Genomic DNA, 17,340 nt, shown 5'->3' with positions numbered 1-17,340 from the left:
GACGGTCGCCCCCGGAACGTCAGCGCCATGCACGCCACGCTCAACCACTTCGCGCCCTGCGACCTGCCGACCCTGCTCAGCAGCCTGCAGCCGATTGCGCCGCTGCTCGACACCCTCAACGACGTGGTGTTCTTCATCAAGGATTGCGAGGCGCGCTACGCCTTCGTCAACCAGACCCTGGCCCGGCGCTGCGGGCGCAAGCACCGCGAAGACTTGCTTGGGCTTACCGCCGAGCATGTATTCCCCGCCCGCTTCGGCCCGCTCTACACCGAGCAGGACCGCCGCGTGCTCAGCAGTGGCCGGGAACTGGCCGACCAGCTTGAGCTGCACCTTTACTTCGGCAACCAGCCGATCTGGTGCCTGACCCACAAACGGCCACTCAAGGACGCCGAAGGCAAGATCGTCGGCCTCGCCGGCATTTCCCGCGACCTGCAACTGCCCCAGTCCAACCACCCGGCGTTCCACAAGCTCGCTGCCGTCGATGCACATATCCGCGCCCACTTCACCCGCCCCATCAGCCTTGCAGAGCTGACCGCCATCGCCGGGCTGTCGGTGGCGCAGCTGGAGCGCCACTGCAAGCGCATCTTCCAGCTCACGCCGCGACAGATGATTCACAAGGCGCGCCTCGAAGAAGCCTCGCGCCTGCTGCAGGAGCTCGACCTGCCGATCACCGAGATCGCCCTGCGCTGCGGTTACACCGATCACAGCGCCTTCAGCCGGCAGTTTCGCGCCCTCACCGGGCTTTCACCGAGCCAGTACCGCGACAGCCAGCGCTAAGTGTTCCTTTATCGGGCGCTGCGCACAGGCAGTGCTCCGATATGTAACACCTGCCCCGCTCCCCTGCTGCAGCACCCCAACTGCCCTTGTTTGCTTCGAGCGCCCTAGCCCACGGGCCGAAAGATTATTCCTACATCGGCGACAAAACAGGCACGGCCATTGCACTAGAAAATATCGTATACGAAATTACCAATACGATATTTAACAGCACGCTCCCAACCCGAGGCCTCTATGAAAAACCGCACATTTGCCGTAGCCCTCAGCGCTGTTCTCAGTACCACCTTTATCGCCAACGCCCAGGCCGACAAGCTCGATGACATCATCGGCTCCGGCAAGCTGCGCTGCGCCGTGACCCTGGACTTCCCACCGATGGGTTTTCGCGATGAGGGCAATAAGCCCGCCGGCTTCGACGTCGACTACTGCAGCGACCTGGCCAAGGTGCTCGGGGTTGAGCCGGAAGTGGTCGAAACGCCCTTCCCCGACCGCATTCCGGCGCTGGTTTCGGGCCGTGCCGACGTGATCGTCGCGTCCACCTCCGACACCCTCGAACGGGCCAAGACCGTCGGCCTGACCGTGCCCTACTTTGCCTTCCAGATGGTCGTGCTGACCCGCGACAACACCGGCATCAACAGCTTCGACGACCTCAAGGGCAAAGCGCTGGGCAACACCAGCGGCACCTATGAAGCCATTGCCCTGGAAAAAGACGTGAAGAGCTGGGGCAGCGGCACCTTCCGGGCCTACCAGTCGCAGAACGATACCCTGCTGGCGGTCGCCCAGGGGCACATCGACGCCACCGTGGTCACCAACACCGTCGCCGCCGCCACCCTCAAGTCCGGCAAGTACAAGAACCTCAAGGTCGCCGGCAATGCCCCTTACGTGATCGATTACGTGTCGCTGGGCGCCAAGCGCAACGAGTATGGCCTGCTGCGCTACCTCGACCTGTTCGTCAACCAGCAGGTGCGCACCGGGCGCTACAAGGAGCTGTTCACCAAGTGGGTCGGCACCGAAATCGCCCCGACCGACCTGACCGTGCCACAGGTCTACTACTGAGGTGGGCAGCATGACCAGCACACCGATCCCCCAGGCCGGGCGCAGCCTGGTCGCGGGCGCGGCCCAGGGCCCCTTGCTGTTCGCCGATACCGGGCTGAGCTTCTGGGGCGGGGTCGACGCCGCCAGCGGCGAAGTCATCGACCGTCATCATCCACTGAGTGGCCAGTGCATCGCCGGGCGCGTGCTGGCGATCCCCAGCGGGCGCGGCTCGTGCACCGGCAGCAGCGTGATGATGGAACTGATCAGCAACGGCCACGCACCGGCGGCACTGGTGCTGGCCGAGGCCGACGAGATCCTGACCCTCGGCGTGCTGGTCGCGCAAACCCTGTTCCAGCGCTCCCTGCCGGTGCTGTGCATCGGCAAGCAGGCCTTCGCCGGCTTGCGCGGTGCAGGCTGGGCAAGGGTCGAAGGCGATTGCCTGAGCCTGTATCCCCAGGCCCCAGCCGATCACTGGCAGGCCGCGCCGTATGACCACAGCGCCGAGTCTTTCAACACCCGCCTGAAGCTGCAAGCCGAGGACCAGGCGCTGCTCGACGGCACGCACGGCAAGGCGGCGCAAATGGCCATGCAGATCGTTTTGCGCATGGCCGAGCTGCAAGGCGCCGAGCAGTTGCTGGACGTCACCCAGGCGCACATCGACGGCTGCATCTACACCGGCCCCGCCAGCCTCGGCTTTGCCCAACAGCTGGTGCGCTGGGGCGCAAAGGTGCGGGTGCCGACCACCCTCAATGCCATCTCGGTCGACCAGCGCCGCTGGCGCGAGCTGGGCATCGACCCGGCGCTGGGCGAGCCGGCCAGCGCCTTGGGCGATGCTTACATGGCCATGGGTGCGCAGATGAGCTTCACCTGCGCGCCGTACCTGCTCGACAGCGCGCCGAGCCAGGGCGAACAGATCGTCTGGGCCGAATCCAACGCCGTGGTCTACGCCAACAGCGTGCTCGGCGCGCGCACCCTCAAGTACCCCGACTACCTGGATATCTGCATCGCCCTGACCGGCCGCGCGCCGCGCATCGGCTGTCACCTGGACAGCCAGCGCAAGGCGCAGTTGTTGGTGCAGGTGCCGGCGCTGGCGGCACTGGATGACAGCTTCTACCCGCTGCTCGGCTACCATATCGGCGCCCTGGCCGGTTCGCGGATACCGCTGATTTACGGGCTGGAACAGGCGCAGCCGAGCCTGGACGACCTCAAGGCCTTCGGCGCCGCCTTTGCCACCACCTCGGCGGCGCCGCTGTTTCATATCGCCGGGGTCACCCCCGAAGCGCTGGAGCCGGCGCAGGTCCTCGAACCGGACGCCAACCTGCCCAGCGAGCGCATCCAACTGGCGGACCTGCTGCACAGCTGGCACGCGCTCAACAGTGCCCGCGAGCCGCAGGTGGATGTGGTGTCGCTGGGCAACCCGCATTTTTCCTTCAGCGAGTTCGCCGCGCTTGCACAGCTGTGCCAGGGCCGGCACAAACACCCGGAGGTGGTCGTGGCCATCACCTGCGGTCGCACAGTGCTCGAACAGGCCCGCGCCGCCGGGTACATCGCCGAGCTTGAGCGCTTCGGCGTGACCCTGGTGACCGACACCTGCTGGTGCATGCTGGGTGAGCCGGTGATCCCGCCAACGGCGCGTACGCTGATGACCAACTCGGGCAAATATGCCCACTACGGGCCGGGCCTGGCCGGCCGCCCGGTGCATTTCGCCAGCCTCGCCGAGTGCGTCGCGTCGGCCTGCAGCGGCCAGGCCAGCGGTCGCTTGCCGGCCTGGTTGCAAGCGGCCCAGAGCCAGGAGGGCCGCGCGCATGTTTGACTTTGACTACACCTTCCAGTGGCGCTCGGCGTTGCGCGCGCTGCCCGACATGCTCGCCGGCGCCTGGGTGACCTTCGAGACCGCCGCCCTGTCGATGATCTTCGGGGTGCTGATCGCCCTGGCCCTGACCGTCATGCGCGAAGGCAAGCAACCGCTGCTGCGCGGTTTTGCCAACGGCTGGGTGTCGATTGCGCGCAACACGCCGTCGCTGTTCCAGATCTACATCCTGTACTTCGGCCTCGGCTCGCTGGGCCTGCACGTCAGCTCGTGGATCGCCCTGCTGGCGGGCATCACCTTCAACAACGCGGGGTACCTGGCGGAGAACTTTCGCGGCGGCCTCAAGGCCGTGCCGACTACGCAAGTGCGTGCGGCGCGTTCGCTGGGCATGAGCGCTTTCCAGACCTACCGGATGATCGTCATCCCGCAGCTGCTGCGGGTGGTGTTCTACCCGCTGACCAACCAGATGGTCTGGGCGGTGCTGATGACCTCGCTGGGGGTGATCGTCGGCCTGAACAACGACCTCACCGGCGTGACCCAGGACTACAACGTCAAGACCTTCCGCACCTTCGAATACTTCGCCCTGGCGGCGGCGCTGTACTACCTGATTGCCAAGGCGATCGTCGCGCTGGCCCGGCTGATGGCCTGGCGGCTGTTCCGTTACTGAGGAGCTCGGCATGTTTTCCACCGGTTTTACCTGGAACGACTTTGTGTTCCTGCTCGACGGGGCGCGTATCACCTTGCAGCTGACCTTCTGGGCGATTTTGCTGGGGACCTTTGCCGGCTTGCTGTTCGGCCTGGCCCGGGCCCTGTGGCCACGGCTGAGCCTGCCACTGGCGTGGGTGCTGGATGTGTTTCGCAGCGTGCCGCTGCTGATCCAGTTCGTGCTGTTCAACTCGTTCAAGAGCATCGTCGGCCTCGACATCAGCGCCTTCAGCGTCGGCTGCATCGTGCTCGGCGTCTACACCGCCGCGTACTTCACCGAGATCGTCCGCGGCGGCGTGCTGGCGGTGTCGCTGAGCGTGCGTCGGGCCAGCCGCTCACTGGGCATGAGCTACCTGCAGGACCTGCGCTGGATCGTCTTGCCAATGGCCACCCGGGTGGCGTTTCCCGGCTGGCTGAACCTGGTCCTGGGGGTGATGAAAGACACGGCGCTGGTGATGTGGATCGGCATCGTCGAATTGCTGCGCGCTTCGCAAACCATCGTTACGCGGATTCAGGAACCCCTGCTGGTGCTGTGCATCGCAGGCCTCATCTACTACGTCATGAGCCTGGTGGTTGCCCGCCTGGGCGCCCGTCTGGAAAGAAGGTGGCAGGAAAATGATTGAGATCGAGAACGTACACAAATCCTTCGGCGACCTGGAAGTGGTCAAGGGCGTAAGCCTGACCGTGAACAAGGGCGAAGTGGTATCGATCATCGGCGGCTCGGGCTCGGGCAAGTCGACCTTGCTGATGTGCATCAACGGCCTGGAGCCGATCCAGAAAGGCAACATCCGCGTCGACGGCGTCGAGGTCCACCACCGCGCCACCGACCTCAACCGCCTGCGCCAGAAGATCGGCATCGTCTTCCAGCAGTGGAACGCCTTCCCGCACCTGACCGTGCTGGAAAACGTCATGCTCGCGCCGCGCAAAGTGCTCGGCAAAGACAAGCACGACGCCGAGGCGCTGGCCGTCAAGCAGCTGACCCACGTCGGCCTGGGCGACAAGCTCAAGACCTTCCCCGGCAAGCTCTCGGGCGGCCAGCAGCAACGCATGGCGATTGCCCGGGCGCTGGCGATGTCGCCGGACTACATGCTGTTCGACGAGGCCACCTCGGCACTCGACCCGCAACTGGTCGGCGAGGTGCTCGACACCATGCGCATGCTCGCCGAGGACGGCATGACCATGGTGCTGGTGACCCATGAGATCCGTTTTGCCCGCGATGTGTCGGACCGCGTGGCGTTCTTCCGTAACGGCCTGGTGCACGAGATCGGCTCGCCCGACCAGGTGATCGGCAATCCGTTACAGCCGGAGACGGCGGCGTTTCTCAAGTCGGTGAAATAACAGCATCGCTGGCAAGCCAGCTCCCACAGGGATCTGTGTGGGAGCTGGCTTGCCAGCGATGAGGCCTGCCCTTACAACACAAGGAGTCCTGCGAATGCGCTCATCGAAAATCATCCACATCGTCAACTGCCACGCCGAAGGTGAAGTCGGCGACGTCATCGTCGGCGGCGTCGCCCCGCCCCCCGGCGCCACGGTCTGGGAGCAGTCGCGCTGGATCGCCCGCGACCAGACCCTGCGCAACTTCGTCCTCAACGAGCCACGCGGCGGCGTGTTCCGCCATGTCAACCTGCTGGTGCCGCCCAAGGACCCGCGGGCGCAAATGGCCTGGATCATCATGGAGCCGGCCGACACTCCGCCGATGTCCGGCTCCAACTCGCTGTGCGTGTCAACCGTGCTGCTCGACAGCGGCATCCTGCCGATGACCGAGCCCGAGACGCACCTGGTGCTCGAAGCCCCGGGCGGCCTGATCGAAGCGGTCGCCCAATGCCGGGACGGTAAGGTCGAACGGGTGGAAGTGAAGAACGTGCCGTCCTTTGCCGACCGCCTCGACGCCTGGATCGAGGTCGAAGGCCTGGGCTCGCTGCAGGTCGACACGGCCTACGGCGGCGACAGCTTCGTGATTGCCGATGCCCGGCAACTGGGCTTTGCCATCCGCCCGGACGAAGCCAAAGATATCGTCGAGGTCGGCCTGAAGATCACCCAGGCCGCCAACCAGCAACTGGGTTTCAGCCACCCGCTGAATCCGGACTGGGCGCACATTTCCTTCTGCCAGATCGCCGCGCCCATCGAGTATGAGGACGGCGTTGCCAGCGGCGCCAACGCGGTGGTGATCCGCCCCGGCAAGATCGATCGCTCGCCCTGCGGCACTGGCTGTTCCGCGCGCATGGCGGTGTTGCAGGCCAAAGGCCTGATGAAAGTCGGCGAGCGGTTCATTGGCCGCTCGATCATCGGCTCGCGCTTCGACTGCCGCATCGAATCACTGACCGAAATCGCCGGCCGCCCGGCCATCTACCCGTGCATTTCCGGCCGCGCCTGGATCACCGGCACCCATCAATTGCTGCTCGACCCCAGCGACCCCTGGCCACAAGGCTACCGGTTGTCGGACACCTGGCCCGGCGCCTGAACGCTAAGCCGTTGATTTGCAACCAGCCTTGAAAACCGATCGGTAAACGAAGTGAAAAAACACTGGTCCACTGCAAACACTTCAAATATCGTATACGAAATACAATAAACAACCGGAGAACACCATGAGCAAGTACGTAAACTGGAGCGGCGTCTTCCCTGCGGTCACCACTCAATTCAACGATGACTTCTCGATCAACCTGGAAAAGACCCACGAGGTGATTTCCAACGTGATCCGCGACGGCGTCTCGGGCCTGGTGGTGTGTGGCTCGGTGGGCGAAAACACCTCGCTGAGCGCCGAAGAGAAAATCGCCGTCACCGAAGTCGCCGTCGATGCCTCGCGCGGCCGGGTTCCAGTGATCTGCGGCGTGGCCGAGTTCACCAGCGTGCAGGCCGCCAAGGTGGCCAATGCGGTGCGCCAGGTCGGCGTCGACGGGGTGATGCTGATGCCGGCGCTGGTCTATGGCTCCAAGCCGTTCGAGACCGCCGAGCACTACCGTTACGTGGCCAAGCACACCGACGTGCCGCTGATGGTCTACAACAACCCGCCGATCTACAAAAACGACGTCACCCCGGACATCCTGATTTCCCTGGCCGACTGCGACAACGTGGTGTGCTTCAAGGACTCCTCCGGCGACACCCGCCGCTTCATCGACGTGCGCAATGAAGTGGGCGACCGCTTCGTGCTGTTCGCCGGCCTCGACGACGTGGTCCTGGAAAGCATCGCGGTCGGCGCCCAGGGCTGGGTCTCGGGCATGTCCAACGTGTTCCCCAAAGAGGGCGAGACGATCTTCCGCCTGGCCAAGGCCGGGCGCTTCGCCGAGGCCATGCCGATCTACGAATGGCTGATGCCGATCCTGCACCTGGATGCCCGCGCCGACCTTGTGCAGTGCATCAAGCTGTGCGAAGCCATCGCCGGTCGCGGCAGCGCCCTGACCCGTCCGCCACGCCTGGCCCTGCCAGAAAGCGATCGGGTCTATGTCGAGCAGATCATGGCCAAGGCCCTGGCCAACCGTCCGCAACTGCCGGACGTCGGCCTCTGAGTGATTGCCGGGCCGGCTCCATCATGGAGACCGGCCTGCCTGTTTTGCGCCCATACAGGAAACGCCAGCATGTCCAGTCACCCCTCCAGCGCAACCAGCCCTTCGGGCTTGAAACGGGTCGTCGCCGCAGCCATGGCCGGCACCGTCGCCGAATGGTATGAATTCTTCCTTTACGGCACCGCCTCGGCACTGGTCTTCGGCCAGTTGTTCTTCCGCCAGACCGACAGCCCCGTCGACGGCATCATCGCCGCCTTCGCCCTCTATGCCGTAGGCTTTCTCGCTCGCCCCCTGGGCGGTTTGGTATTCGGTCACTACGGTGACAAATTCGGCCGCAAGCGCTTGCTGCAACTGAGCCTGGTGGTAGTCGGCATCACCACCTTCCTGATGGGTTGCCTGCCGGGCTTCGACACTATCGGCTATGCCGCGCCGGTGTTGCTGGTGCTGCTGCGGCTGATCCAGGGTTTTGCCTTCGGCGGCGAATGGGGTGGCGCGATTTTGCTGGTGTCCGAGCACTGCCCGGACAACCGTCGCGGCTTCTGGGCCAGCTGGCCGCAGGCCGGGGTGCCGGCCGGCAATCTGGTGGCAACGGTTGCCCTACTGCTGTTGTCGAGCAACCTCTCGGAAGAACAATTCCTGGCCTGGGGCTGGCGCGTGGCATTCTGGTTCTCGGCGGTGGTGGTGCTGATCGGTTACTGGATCCGCACCAGCGTCGACGACGCACCAATCTTCAAAGAGGCCCAGGCGCGCCAGGCACAGAAAGCCGAGCAGCAACTGGGCGTGGTCGAGGTGTTGCGCCATCACTGGCGCGCGGTGCTGGTAGGCATCGGCGCCCGCTTTGCCGAGAACATCCTCTACTACACCGTGGTGACCTTCTCGATCACCTACCTCAAGCTTGTAGTGCACAAGGACACCTCGCAGATCCTCTTGCTGATGTTCGGCGCGCACCTGCTGCATTTTTTCATGATCCCGCTGATGGGCTACCTGTCCGACCTGGTCGGGCGCAAGCCGGTGTACCTGACCGGCGCGGTGCTCACCGCCTTCTGGGGCTTCGTCGGCTTCCCGCTGATGGACACCGGCAACAACTGGCTGATCATGGCCGCAATTACCCTGGGCCTGGCCATCGAGTCGATGACCTACGCGCCCTACTCGGCGCTGATGGCCGAGCTGTTCCCCACCCATGTGCGCTACACCGCGCTGTCGCTGTGCTACCAGGTGGCGCCGATTTTCGCCGGATCCCTGGCGCCGCTGATCGCCATCAGTTTGCTCAATGAGTTTCATAGCTCGACGCCGATTGCCTGGTACCTGGTTGGCGCTGCGCTGATCTCGATTGTCGCTGTTGGCCTGACCCGCGAGACCCGCGGCAAGTCGCTGCACCAGGTAGACGCCGAAGCTGCCGCGCGCATCGCCGCCGGGCAAGCGGCCCCCGTTCGCCCGGGCAGTTCGCTGGCCTGACCCCACCTTTTTCTTCAGGAGTAATCCATGGCGGATATCATCGGCCACAACTACATTGGCGGCGCGCGCAGCGCCGCTGGCAGCCTCACCCTGCAGAGCCATGACGCAACCAGCGGCGAGGCCCTGCCCTATCGGTTCCACCAGGCCACCGGCGCAGAAGTGCATGCCGCTGCCCAGGCGGCGGCCGAGGCCTATCCGGTGTTTCGCAGTTTGTCGCCGGAGCGACGGGCGCAGTTTCTTGAGGCCATTGCCGCGCAACTGGAGGCCCTGGGGGATGATTTCATCACCCTGGTGACCGGCGAAACCGCGCTACCCGCCGCGCGGATCCTCGGCGAGCGCGGGCGCACGTGCGGGCAGATGCGCCTGTTCGCCCAGGTGCTGCGCCGCGGTGACTTTCTCGGCGCACGCATCGACCGCGCCCAGCCCGATCGCCAACCGCTGCCCCGCGCCGACCTGCGCCAGTACCGCCTGGGCGTCGGCCCGGTCGCGGTGTTTGGCGCCAGCAACTTCCCCCTGGCTTTCTCCACCGCCGGCGGCGACACCGCCGCGGCCCTGGCCGCCGGCTGCCCGGTAGTATTCAAGGCCCACAGCGGCCACATGGCCACCGCTGAGCGGGTGGCCGATGCGATCATCCGCGCGGCCGAACAGACCGGCATGCCCAAGGGCGTGTTCAACATGATCTACGGCGCCGGCGTCGGCGAAGCGCTGGTCAAGCATCCGGCGATCCAGGCGGTGGGTTTTACCGGCTCACTCAAGGGCGGCCGTGCGCTGTGCGACATGGCGGCGGCACGGGCACAACCGATCCCGGTGTTCGCCGAAATGAGCAGCATCAACCCGGTGCTGGTACTGCCCCAGGCCCTGAACCTGCGCAGCGAGCAGATCGCCCGCGAACTAGCGGCCTCGGTGGTGCTCGGCTGCGGGCAGTTCTGTACCAATCCGGGGCTGGTGATCGGCCTGCGCTCGCCGGCATTCAGTGCATTTACCGAACAACTGGCCGCGCAACTGGCCGCGCAACCGGCACAGACCATGCTCAACGCCGGCACCCTCGCCAGCTACCGCAAGGGCGTCGAGGCGCTGCTCGCTCACCCTGGCATCAGCCAGCTGGCCGGGCAGCCGCAACAGGGCAAGCAGGCGCAGGCGCAGCTGTTCAAGGCCGATGTCAGCCTGTTGCTCGAAGGCGATGCGCTGTTGCAGGAAGAGGTGTTCGGGCCGGCCACGGTGCTGGTCGAGGTGGCCGACAGCACGCAGTTGCAGCAAGCATTGCACGGCCTGCACGGTCAGCTCACCGCTACCCTGATCGCCGAAACTGAAGATCTGCAAAGCCACGCTGAACTGCTACCGCTGCTGGAGCAGAAGGTCGGCCGGGTACTGTTCAACGGCTACCCGACCGGCGTTGAAGTCTGTGATGCAATGGTGCACGGCGGCCCCTACCCGGCCACCTCGGATGCCCGCGGGACGTCGGTGGGCAGCCTGGCCATCGAGCGCTTCCTGCGCCCTGTGTGCTACCAGAACTGCCCGGATGCGCTGCTACCGCCAGCGTTGCAGAACGCCAACCCGCTGGGCATCGCGCGCCTGGTCGACGGCCAGAGCAGCCGCACCGCCCTGTAAGGGCGGCTTTCAGGCCAGCAGCGCCCTGAGATCGTTGTACAGAGCCTGCGGGATTTCCACCCCTTCCACCAGGCTGCGCGCCCGTGCTTTATAGCGGCGCGCAGACGGCAGCCGCGCGCCCTGCCCTTCGATGCTCTCGAATACCACCTCGGCCCGGGCCAGGTGCTGATCGGCGGCCTCGCCGAGGAACCTGCGCGGGTCCAGGGCAATCAGCAACTCACCATGATAAGGCGAGGCTTTGCTGCCGTCGGCATGGGCCAGGGATTCGGCACTGGTCAAGTCACCGATCAAGGGCCCGGCGATCAGTTCGACCATCGCCGCCAGCGCCGAGCCCTTGTGCCCACCGAAGGTCAGCATCGCACCTCGGTCCAGCACCACGTTGGGGTCGGTGCTGGGCTGGCCGTGCTCATCCACGCCCCAGCCTTCGGGGATGGCCTTGCCGGCACGCCGATGCAGCTCGATGTCGCCACGGGCGATGGCGCTGGTAGCGAAGTCAAAAACATACGGATGCGTGCCCGCCCTCGGCCAGCCGAAGGCGATGGGGTTGGTGCCGAACACCGGCCGATGGCCACCGGCAGGCGCCACCCAGGCATGGCTGGGGGTGAATGCCAGGGCCACCAGGCCGGCCTCGGCCAACTGCTCGATCTCGACCCACAAGGCCGAAAAGTGCACACAGCGGTTGATCGCCAGGGCGGCGATGCCGGTGCTCTGGGCCTTGGCTTGCAGCAACGGCAAGCCGGCCTGGAATGCCAGCTGGGAGAACCCGCCGCCGGCGTCCACGCGCACGATCGACGGCGCCTGGTCGATGACTTCGGGGCGGGCATCGGCAACCACCTTGCCGGCCTTGAGCGAGCCGACGCAGCCCAGCACCCGGTACAGGCCATGGGAGGCGCAGCCATCGCGCTCGCCAGCGATGATTGTGTCGCTCACCGCCCGGGCGTGGTCGGCGTCAAAGCCGTTGTGCAAAAGGATCGAAAAGGCCAGCGAATGGGCTTCGGACAGGGTCAGGCGGATCATGGTCATCTCCTTGGGCTGACTGTCCAGCCTGCCTCAAGCCCGCTGCGCCGACTTGATCGCTTTAGCCCCCGGTGATGACGATCTCGGCATAGCGGGGAAGGCTGCAGGGCCGCCAGTGCCCGCTGGATGTACTGCTGATACCGCTCAGGGTCGCTGACCTCGACAGGGGCAATCCAGCAGGCCTTCATTGCATTCTCCCGCCCCAGGTAGATTTGTATTACGGCATACCCTATAGCCTACTCCTCAGCCTCGGGAAAGTTGCGGCAGCTTTTGCGCTCGGCCAGTTCCTGGTCGGTAGGTCGCTGCTCGACGAACACGGCGCGGCCATCCTTGTAGATCTCCAGATACCCCCATTCCAGATCCTGCTCCCGCTGACCAGGCTTGGGCGGATTGCGCCACCAGGGCTCGCGACTGATCAATTGCATGGCAATGGCTCCCGCTGAAACACACTACTTCACTATAGACACTGGACCACGAGCGCTCTGGCTCGGCCATCGGCGCCCGCACACCGATGCCGGGTGATAGCCGGTAGCTTGCAGACTCTTGTCAAAGCGCCGCTGGAATGGCCGGTGTTCCCGACACCGGGCTGGCGCATTGAAACCATCGCGGGGCAAGCCCGCTCCTACCTGGTCTGTAGGAGCGGGCTTGCCCCGCGATAACGCCGGTCAGGCTGGCGCCGAGGTGCGAATCAGGTGATCGAAGGCCGCCAACGAAGCTTTGGCGCCCTCGCCCACGGCAATCACGATCTGCTTGTATGGCACGGTGGTCACGTCACCGGCGGCGAACACGCCCGGCAGGTTGGTCTGGCCACGGGCATCGACGATGATCTCGCCACGCGGGGTCAGCTCGACCGTGCCTTTGAGCCAGTCGGTGTTGGGCAGCAGGCCGATCTGCACGAAGATCCCTTCCAGCGCCAGGTCATGCAGCTCATCGCTGTTGCGGTCCTTGTAGCGCAGGCCGTTGACCTTCTCGCCATCACCAAGCACCTCGGTGGTCAGCGCACTGGTGATCACCTTGACGTTCGGCAAGCTGTGCAGCTTGCGCTGCAGCACGGCGTCGGCACGCAACTGGCTGTCGAACTCGATCAGGGTCACCTGGGCAACGATACCGGCCAGGTCAATGGCCGCTTCCACACCCGAGTTGCCGCCACCGATCACCGCCACGCGCTTGCCCTTGAACAGCGGGCCATCGCAGTGCGGGCAGTAGGCAACACCGCGGCTGCGGTATTGCTGCTCGCCGGGTACGTTCATTTCGCGCCAGCGTGCACCGGTGGCGAGGATCACAGTCTTGGCCTTGAGCGAGGCACCACTGGCCAGGCGCACTTCGTGCAGGCCGCCGTCGGTGGCCGGAATCAAGGCTTCACCGCGCTGCAGGTTGATGATATCGACGTCGTACTGCTTGACGTGTTCTTCCAGGGCCATGGCCAGCTTCGGTCCTTCGGTTTCCTGCACCGAGATGAAGTTCTCGATGGCCATGGTGTCGAGTACCTGGCCGCCGAAACGCTCGGCGGCAACGCCGGTGCGAATGCCTTTGCGCGCGGCATAGATCGCCGCGGCGGCGCCCGCCGGGCCGCCACCGACCACCAGCACGTCAAAGGCATCCTTGGCGTTGATCTTCTCGGCCTGACGCTCGCCGGCGCTGGTGTCGAGCTTGGCGAGGATTTCTTCCAGGCCCATGCGGCCCTGGCCAAACACTTCGCCGTTGAGGTAGACGCTGGGCACGGCCATGACCTTGCGGCGCTCGACTTCGGCCTGGAACAGCGCACCGTCGATGGCGACGTGGCGAATATTGGGGTTGAGCACCGCCATCAGGTTCAGCGCCTGGACCACGTCCGGGCAGTTCTGGCACGACAGCGAGAAGTAGGTTTCAAAGTTGAACTCACCATTGAGCGCGCTGATCTGCTCGATCACCTCCAGGCTGGCCTTGGACGGATGACCGCCGACCTGCAGCAGGGCGAGCACCAGCGAGGTGAACTCGTGGCCCATGGGGATGCCGGCAAAGCGCAGGCTGATGTCAGCGCCAGGGCGATTGAGCGAGAACGACGGGCGACGGGCGTCGCTGCCATCTTCACGCAGGGTAATCAGGTTCGACAGGCCGGCGATTTCCACCAGCAGGTCGCGCAGTTCGCGGGACTTCGCGCCGTCATCGAGGGAAGCAACGATCTCGATCGGCTGAGTGACCCGTTCCAGGTAGGCTTTCAACTGAGTTTTAAGCGTGGCGTCCAACATACGGGCGATTCCTTTTTCAAACGGTAGAAATAACAACGCCCGGGCGAAAGCGCCCGGGCGTTTTGCGGGGCGGTGACAACGTCAGGTGCGGTAGACCACCGCCCTCGGCTGGCTCACGGTCTTAGATCTTGCCGACCAGGTCCAGCGATGGCGCCAGGGTCGCTTCGCCTTCTTTCCACTTGGCCGGGCAGACTTCGCCTGGGTGGGCGGCAACGTACTGGGCAGCCTTGACCTTGCGCAGCAGCTCGCTGGCGTCACGGCCGACACCACCGTCGTTGAGCTCGACGATCTTGATCTGGCCTTCTGGGTTGATCACGAAGGTGCCACGGTCAGCGATGCCGGCTTCTTCGATCAGCACGTCGAAGTTGCGCGAGATGACGTGGGTCGGGTCACCGATCAGCGGGTACTGGATCTTGCCGATGGTGTCCGAAGTGTCGTGCCAGGCTTTGTGGGTGAAGTGGGTATCGGTGGACACGCCGTAGATTTCCACGCCCAGGTCTTTGAACTGCGCGTAGTTGTCGGCCAGGTCGCCCAGCTCGGTCGGGCAGACGAAGGTGAAGTCGGCCGGGTAGAAGAACACTACCGACCATTTGCCTTTCAGATCGGCATCCGAGACTTCGACAAACTTGCCCTGGTGGTAAGCGGTAGCTTTAAACGGTTTAACCTGGCTGTTGATGATAGGCATGGGTGACGCTCCTTCAGGGGGTTGAAAAAACTGATGGGAGAATCGTAGCCAATGCATTGGATTAATGCTCATTGGCAAAGCTCATGTTGTTGATTGGTTTTGGCTATAAGGCGGGGCTATTAATAGAGGGTTTGAAGCTATCGCGGGGCAAGCCCGCTCCTACCGGCCAGTAGGAGCGGGCTTGCCCCGCGATTGGCGTACGCCGTTTAACGCGATGGCGTACGCAAGGTGACGAACTCTTCCGCCGCCGTAGGATGCACGCCAATGGTCTCGTCGAACTGCTGCTTGGTCGCCCCGGCCTTGAGGGCAATGCCCAGGCCCTGGATGATTTCGCCGGCGTCCGGGCCGACCATATGGCAACCCAGCACGCGGTCGGTGTCGGCATCGACCACCAGCTTCATCAGGGTCTTTTCCTGCACCTCGGTGAGGGTCAGCTTCATCGGCCGGAAGCGGCTTTCGAAGATCTGCACCTTGTGGCCCTGCTCCAGCGCCTGTTCTTCGGTCAAGCCAACGGTACCAATCGGTGGCTGGCTGAACACGGCGGTAGGGATGTTCTGGTAATCCACCGGGCGGTACTGCTCGGGCTTGAACAGGCGCCGGGCCACAGCCATGCCTTCGGCCAGGGCCACCGGGGTCAGTTGCACACGGCCGATCACATCGCCAATCGCCAGGATCGACGGCGCGGTGGTCTGGTACAGGTCGTCGACGCGGATAAAACCACGCGGGTCGAGTTCGACGCCGGTGTTTTCCAGGCCCAGGTTGTCGAGCATCGGTCGCCGGCCAGTGGCATAGAATACGCAGTCGGCCACCAGTTCGCGACCATCCTTGAGGGTAGCCTTGAGGCTGCCGTCGTCCTGGCGCTCGATACGCTGGATATCGCTGTTGAACTGCAGGTCCATGCCGCGTTTTTCCAGCTCCTCCTTGAGGTGCTCGCGCACACTGCCGTCAAAGCCGCGCAGGAACAGGTCGCCGCGGTACAGCAGCGAGGTTTTTGCCCCCAGGCCCTGGAAGATCCCGGCAAATTCCACGGCGATGTAACCGCCGCCAACCACCAGCACGCGCTTGGGCAGGTCTTTTAGGTAGAACGCCTCGTTGGAGCTGATCGCCAGCTCCTTGCCCGGAATATCCGGGATCTGCGGCCAGCCGCCAGTGGCAATGAGGATGTGCTCGGCGCTATAGCGCTGGCCATCGACTTCCACCTCATGGGCACCCGTCAGTTTGGCGTGGCCTTCCAGCAAGGTCACGCCGCTGTTGACCAGCAGGTTGCGGTAGATACCGTTGAGCCGCTCGATTTCGCGGTTCTTGTTGGCGATCAACTGGCCCCAATCGAACTGGGCATCTTCCAGCGACCAGCCAAAGCCTGCGGCCTGCTCGAAGTCATCGGCAAAATGCGCGCCGTAGACCAGCAGCTTTTTCGGCACGCAGCCAACGTTGACGCAGGTACCACCCAGGTAGCGGCTTTCGGCAACCGCCACTTTTGCACCGAAGCCTGCGGCAAAGCGCGCAGCGCGCACACCGCCAGACCCGGCACCAATCACGAACAGATCAAAATCGTAGGTCATCTCGAGGGTCTCAAGCTGCAAGTATCAAGCTACAAGCTACAAGAAAAAGCCACCCGAAGGTGGCTTTATCAAACCGCTAGCTACCAGGCTCAGTACGCTTTGCCGGTTTTGTAGAAGTTCTCGAAGCAGAAGTTGGTCGCTTCGATGTAGCCTTCGGCACCACCGCAGTCGAAACGCTTGCCCTTGAACTTGTAGGCAATAACGCAGCCGTCCTGGGCCTGCTTCATCAGGGCGTCGGTGATCTGGATTTCACCGCCTTTGCCCGGCTCGGTTTCTTCGATCAGTTTGAAGATGTCCGGGGTCATGATGTAGCGGCCGATGATCGCCAGGTTCGACGGAGCATCTTCAGGCTTTGGCTTCTCGACCATGTTGCGCACGCGGTACAGGTCGTCACCGATCAGGTCACCGGCGATCACCCCGTACTTGCTGGTTTCCTGCGGGTCGACTTCCATGATGGCAACGATGGTGCAGCGGTACTGTTTGTACAGCTTGACCATCTGCTTGAGCACGCTGTCGCCTTCGAGGTTGACGCACAGGTCGTCCGCCAGTACCACGGCGAACGGCTCGTCGCCGATCAGCGGGCGACCGGTGAGGATCGCGTGGCCCAGGCCTTTCATTTCGGTCTGGCGGGTGTAGGAGAACGAACACTCGTCGAGCAGACGACGGATGCCGACCAGGTATTTTTCCTTGTCGGTGCCCTTGATCTGGTTTTCCAGCTCATAGCTGATGTCGAAGTGGTCTTCCAGGGCGCGCTTGCCACGACCGGTGACGATGGCAATTTCGTTCAATCCAGCTTCCAGCGCTTCTTCAACGCCGTACTGGATCAGTGGCTTGTTCACCACCGGCAGCATTTCCTTGGGCATGGCTTTGGTAGCGGGCAGGAAGCGAGTGCCGTAACCGGCTGCCGGGAACAAGCATTTCTTGATCATATACGTCCTTAACAAGGGCTTTGCGTACGAAATTC

General features: G+C 64.1%; 16 protein-coding genes and 1 pseudogene. 10 read left to right on the top strand and 7 right to left on the bottom strand.

Going from position 1 to position 17,340, the window contains the following annotated elements; translation table 11 throughout:
* Positions 1 to 27 precede the first annotated feature (27 nt).
* From UB48_RS10755 to UB48_RS10710, 10 genes are all read left to right on the top strand, one after another.
* On the top strand, positions 28 to 777 hold the full coding sequence (locus tag UB48_RS10755) for an AraC family transcriptional regulator (protein ID WP_045196755.1): 750 nt from the start codon (positions 28 to 30) through the stop codon (positions 775 to 777).
* Between the two features lie 231 nt (positions 778 to 1,008).
* Positions 1,009 to 1,827, top strand: a complete 819-nt coding sequence (locus UB48_RS10750; RefSeq protein WP_045196753.1) for a transporter substrate-binding domain-containing protein — start codon at positions 1,009 to 1,011, stop codon at positions 1,825 to 1,827.
* Between the two features lie 10 nt (positions 1,828 to 1,837).
* Positions 1,838 to 3,619, top strand: coding sequence for an aconitase X (locus UB48_RS10745; RefSeq protein WP_045196751.1), 1,782 nt, complete (start codon positions 1,838 to 1,840; stop codon positions 3,617 to 3,619).
* Positions 3,612 to 4,283, top strand: coding sequence for an amino acid ABC transporter permease (locus tag UB48_RS10740; protein ID WP_045196750.1), 672 nt, complete (start codon positions 3,612 to 3,614; stop codon positions 4,281 to 4,283). Before UB48_RS10745 ends, UB48_RS10740 begins: the two co-directional genes overlap by 8 nt.
* A 10-nt stretch (positions 4,284 to 4,293) precedes the next feature.
* Positions 4,294 to 4,944 (top strand): amino acid ABC transporter permease, encoded by a 651-nt coding sequence (locus UB48_RS10735; protein WP_045196748.1) that lies wholly within the window; start codon positions 4,294 to 4,296, stop codon positions 4,942 to 4,944.
* A complete protein-coding gene (locus tag UB48_RS10730; RefSeq protein ID WP_038995715.1) occupies positions 4,937 to 5,659 on the top strand; it encodes an amino acid ABC transporter ATP-binding protein in 723 nt (240 codons plus the stop codon). The genes UB48_RS10735 and UB48_RS10730 overlap by 8 nt, the downstream gene beginning before the upstream one ends.
* A gap of 94 nt (positions 5,660 to 5,753) precedes the next feature.
* Positions 5,754 to 6,782 carry a proline racemase family protein gene (locus UB48_RS10725; RefSeq protein WP_045196745.1) on the top strand — a complete coding sequence of 343 codons (1,029 nt, stop codon included), beginning with the start codon at positions 5,754 to 5,756 and terminating at the stop codon, positions 6,780 to 6,782.
* Between the two features lie 124 nt (positions 6,783 to 6,906).
* Positions 6,907 to 7,824 carry a dihydrodipicolinate synthase family protein gene (locus UB48_RS10720; RefSeq protein ID WP_045196743.1) on the top strand — a complete coding sequence of 306 codons (918 nt, stop codon included), beginning with the start codon at positions 6,907 to 6,909 and terminating at the stop codon, positions 7,822 to 7,824.
* Between the two features lie 69 nt (positions 7,825 to 7,893).
* Positions 7,894 to 9,276, top strand: coding sequence for a fosfomycin efflux MFS transporter AbaF (gene abaF / locus UB48_RS10715; protein ID WP_045196741.1), 1,383 nt, complete (start codon positions 7,894 to 7,896; stop codon positions 9,274 to 9,276).
* Positions 9,277 to 9,303: 27 nt separating this feature from the next.
* On the top strand, positions 9,304 to 10,884 hold the full coding sequence (locus tag UB48_RS10710) for an aldehyde dehydrogenase (NADP(+)) (RefSeq protein WP_045196739.1): 1,581 nt from the start codon (positions 9,304 to 9,306) through the stop codon (positions 10,882 to 10,884).
* A gap of 9 nt (positions 10,885 to 10,893) precedes the next feature.
* Here UB48_RS10710 and UB48_RS10705 read toward each other — a convergent pair whose 3' ends face one another.
* The 7 genes and pseudogenes from UB48_RS10705 to galU all read right to left on the bottom strand — a co-directional run bounded on the left by UB48_RS10705 (position 10,894) and on the right by galU (position 17,305).
* A complete protein-coding gene (locus tag UB48_RS10705) occupies positions 10,894 to 11,901 on the bottom strand; it encodes an Ldh family oxidoreductase (RefSeq protein WP_045196738.1) in 1,008 nt (335 codons plus the stop codon).
* A gap of 101 nt (positions 11,902 to 12,002) precedes the next feature.
* Positions 12,003 to 12,089, bottom strand: a pseudogene (locus tag UB48_RS28405) (DUF1330 domain-containing protein); the annotation flags it as partial.
* A 48-nt stretch (positions 12,090 to 12,137) separates the two neighbouring features.
* The gene (locus UB48_RS10700; protein ID WP_045196737.1) at positions 12,138 to 12,326 is read right to left on the bottom strand and encodes a hypothetical protein; all 189 of its coding nucleotides are present in this window, start codon (positions 12,324 to 12,326) and stop codon (positions 12,138 to 12,140) included.
* 240 nt (positions 12,327 to 12,566) lie between these two features.
* The gene (ahpF, locus tag UB48_RS10695) at positions 12,567 to 14,129 is read right to left on the bottom strand and encodes an alkyl hydroperoxide reductase subunit F (protein WP_045196736.1); all 1,563 of its coding nucleotides are present in this window, start codon (positions 14,127 to 14,129) and stop codon (positions 12,567 to 12,569) included.
* Between the two features lie 121 nt (positions 14,130 to 14,250).
* Positions 14,251 to 14,814 (bottom strand): alkyl hydroperoxide reductase subunit C, encoded by a 564-nt coding sequence (gene ahpC / locus UB48_RS10690; protein ID WP_010223911.1) that lies wholly within the window; start codon positions 14,812 to 14,814, stop codon positions 14,251 to 14,253.
* Between the two features lie 206 nt (positions 14,815 to 15,020).
* Positions 15,021 to 16,376, bottom strand: a complete 1,356-nt coding sequence (gorA, locus tag UB48_RS10685) for a glutathione-disulfide reductase (RefSeq protein WP_045196735.1) — start codon at positions 16,374 to 16,376, stop codon at positions 15,021 to 15,023.
* A gap of 89 nt (positions 16,377 to 16,465) precedes the next feature.
* Positions 16,466 to 17,305 carry a UTP--glucose-1-phosphate uridylyltransferase GalU gene (gene galU, locus UB48_RS10680; RefSeq protein ID WP_045196734.1) on the bottom strand — a complete coding sequence of 280 codons (840 nt, stop codon included), beginning with the start codon at positions 17,303 to 17,305 and terminating at the stop codon, positions 16,466 to 16,468.
* Positions 17,306 to 17,340 lie beyond the last annotated feature (35 nt).

It is taken from the genome of Pseudomonas sp. 2(2015) (assembly GCF_000955865.1).
Lineage (GTDB): Bacteria > Pseudomonadota > Gammaproteobacteria > Pseudomonadales > Pseudomonadaceae > Aquipseudomonas.
Note: the sequence above shows the minus strand (reverse complement) of the source record. Positions and strands in the feature narration are given on the sequence as shown.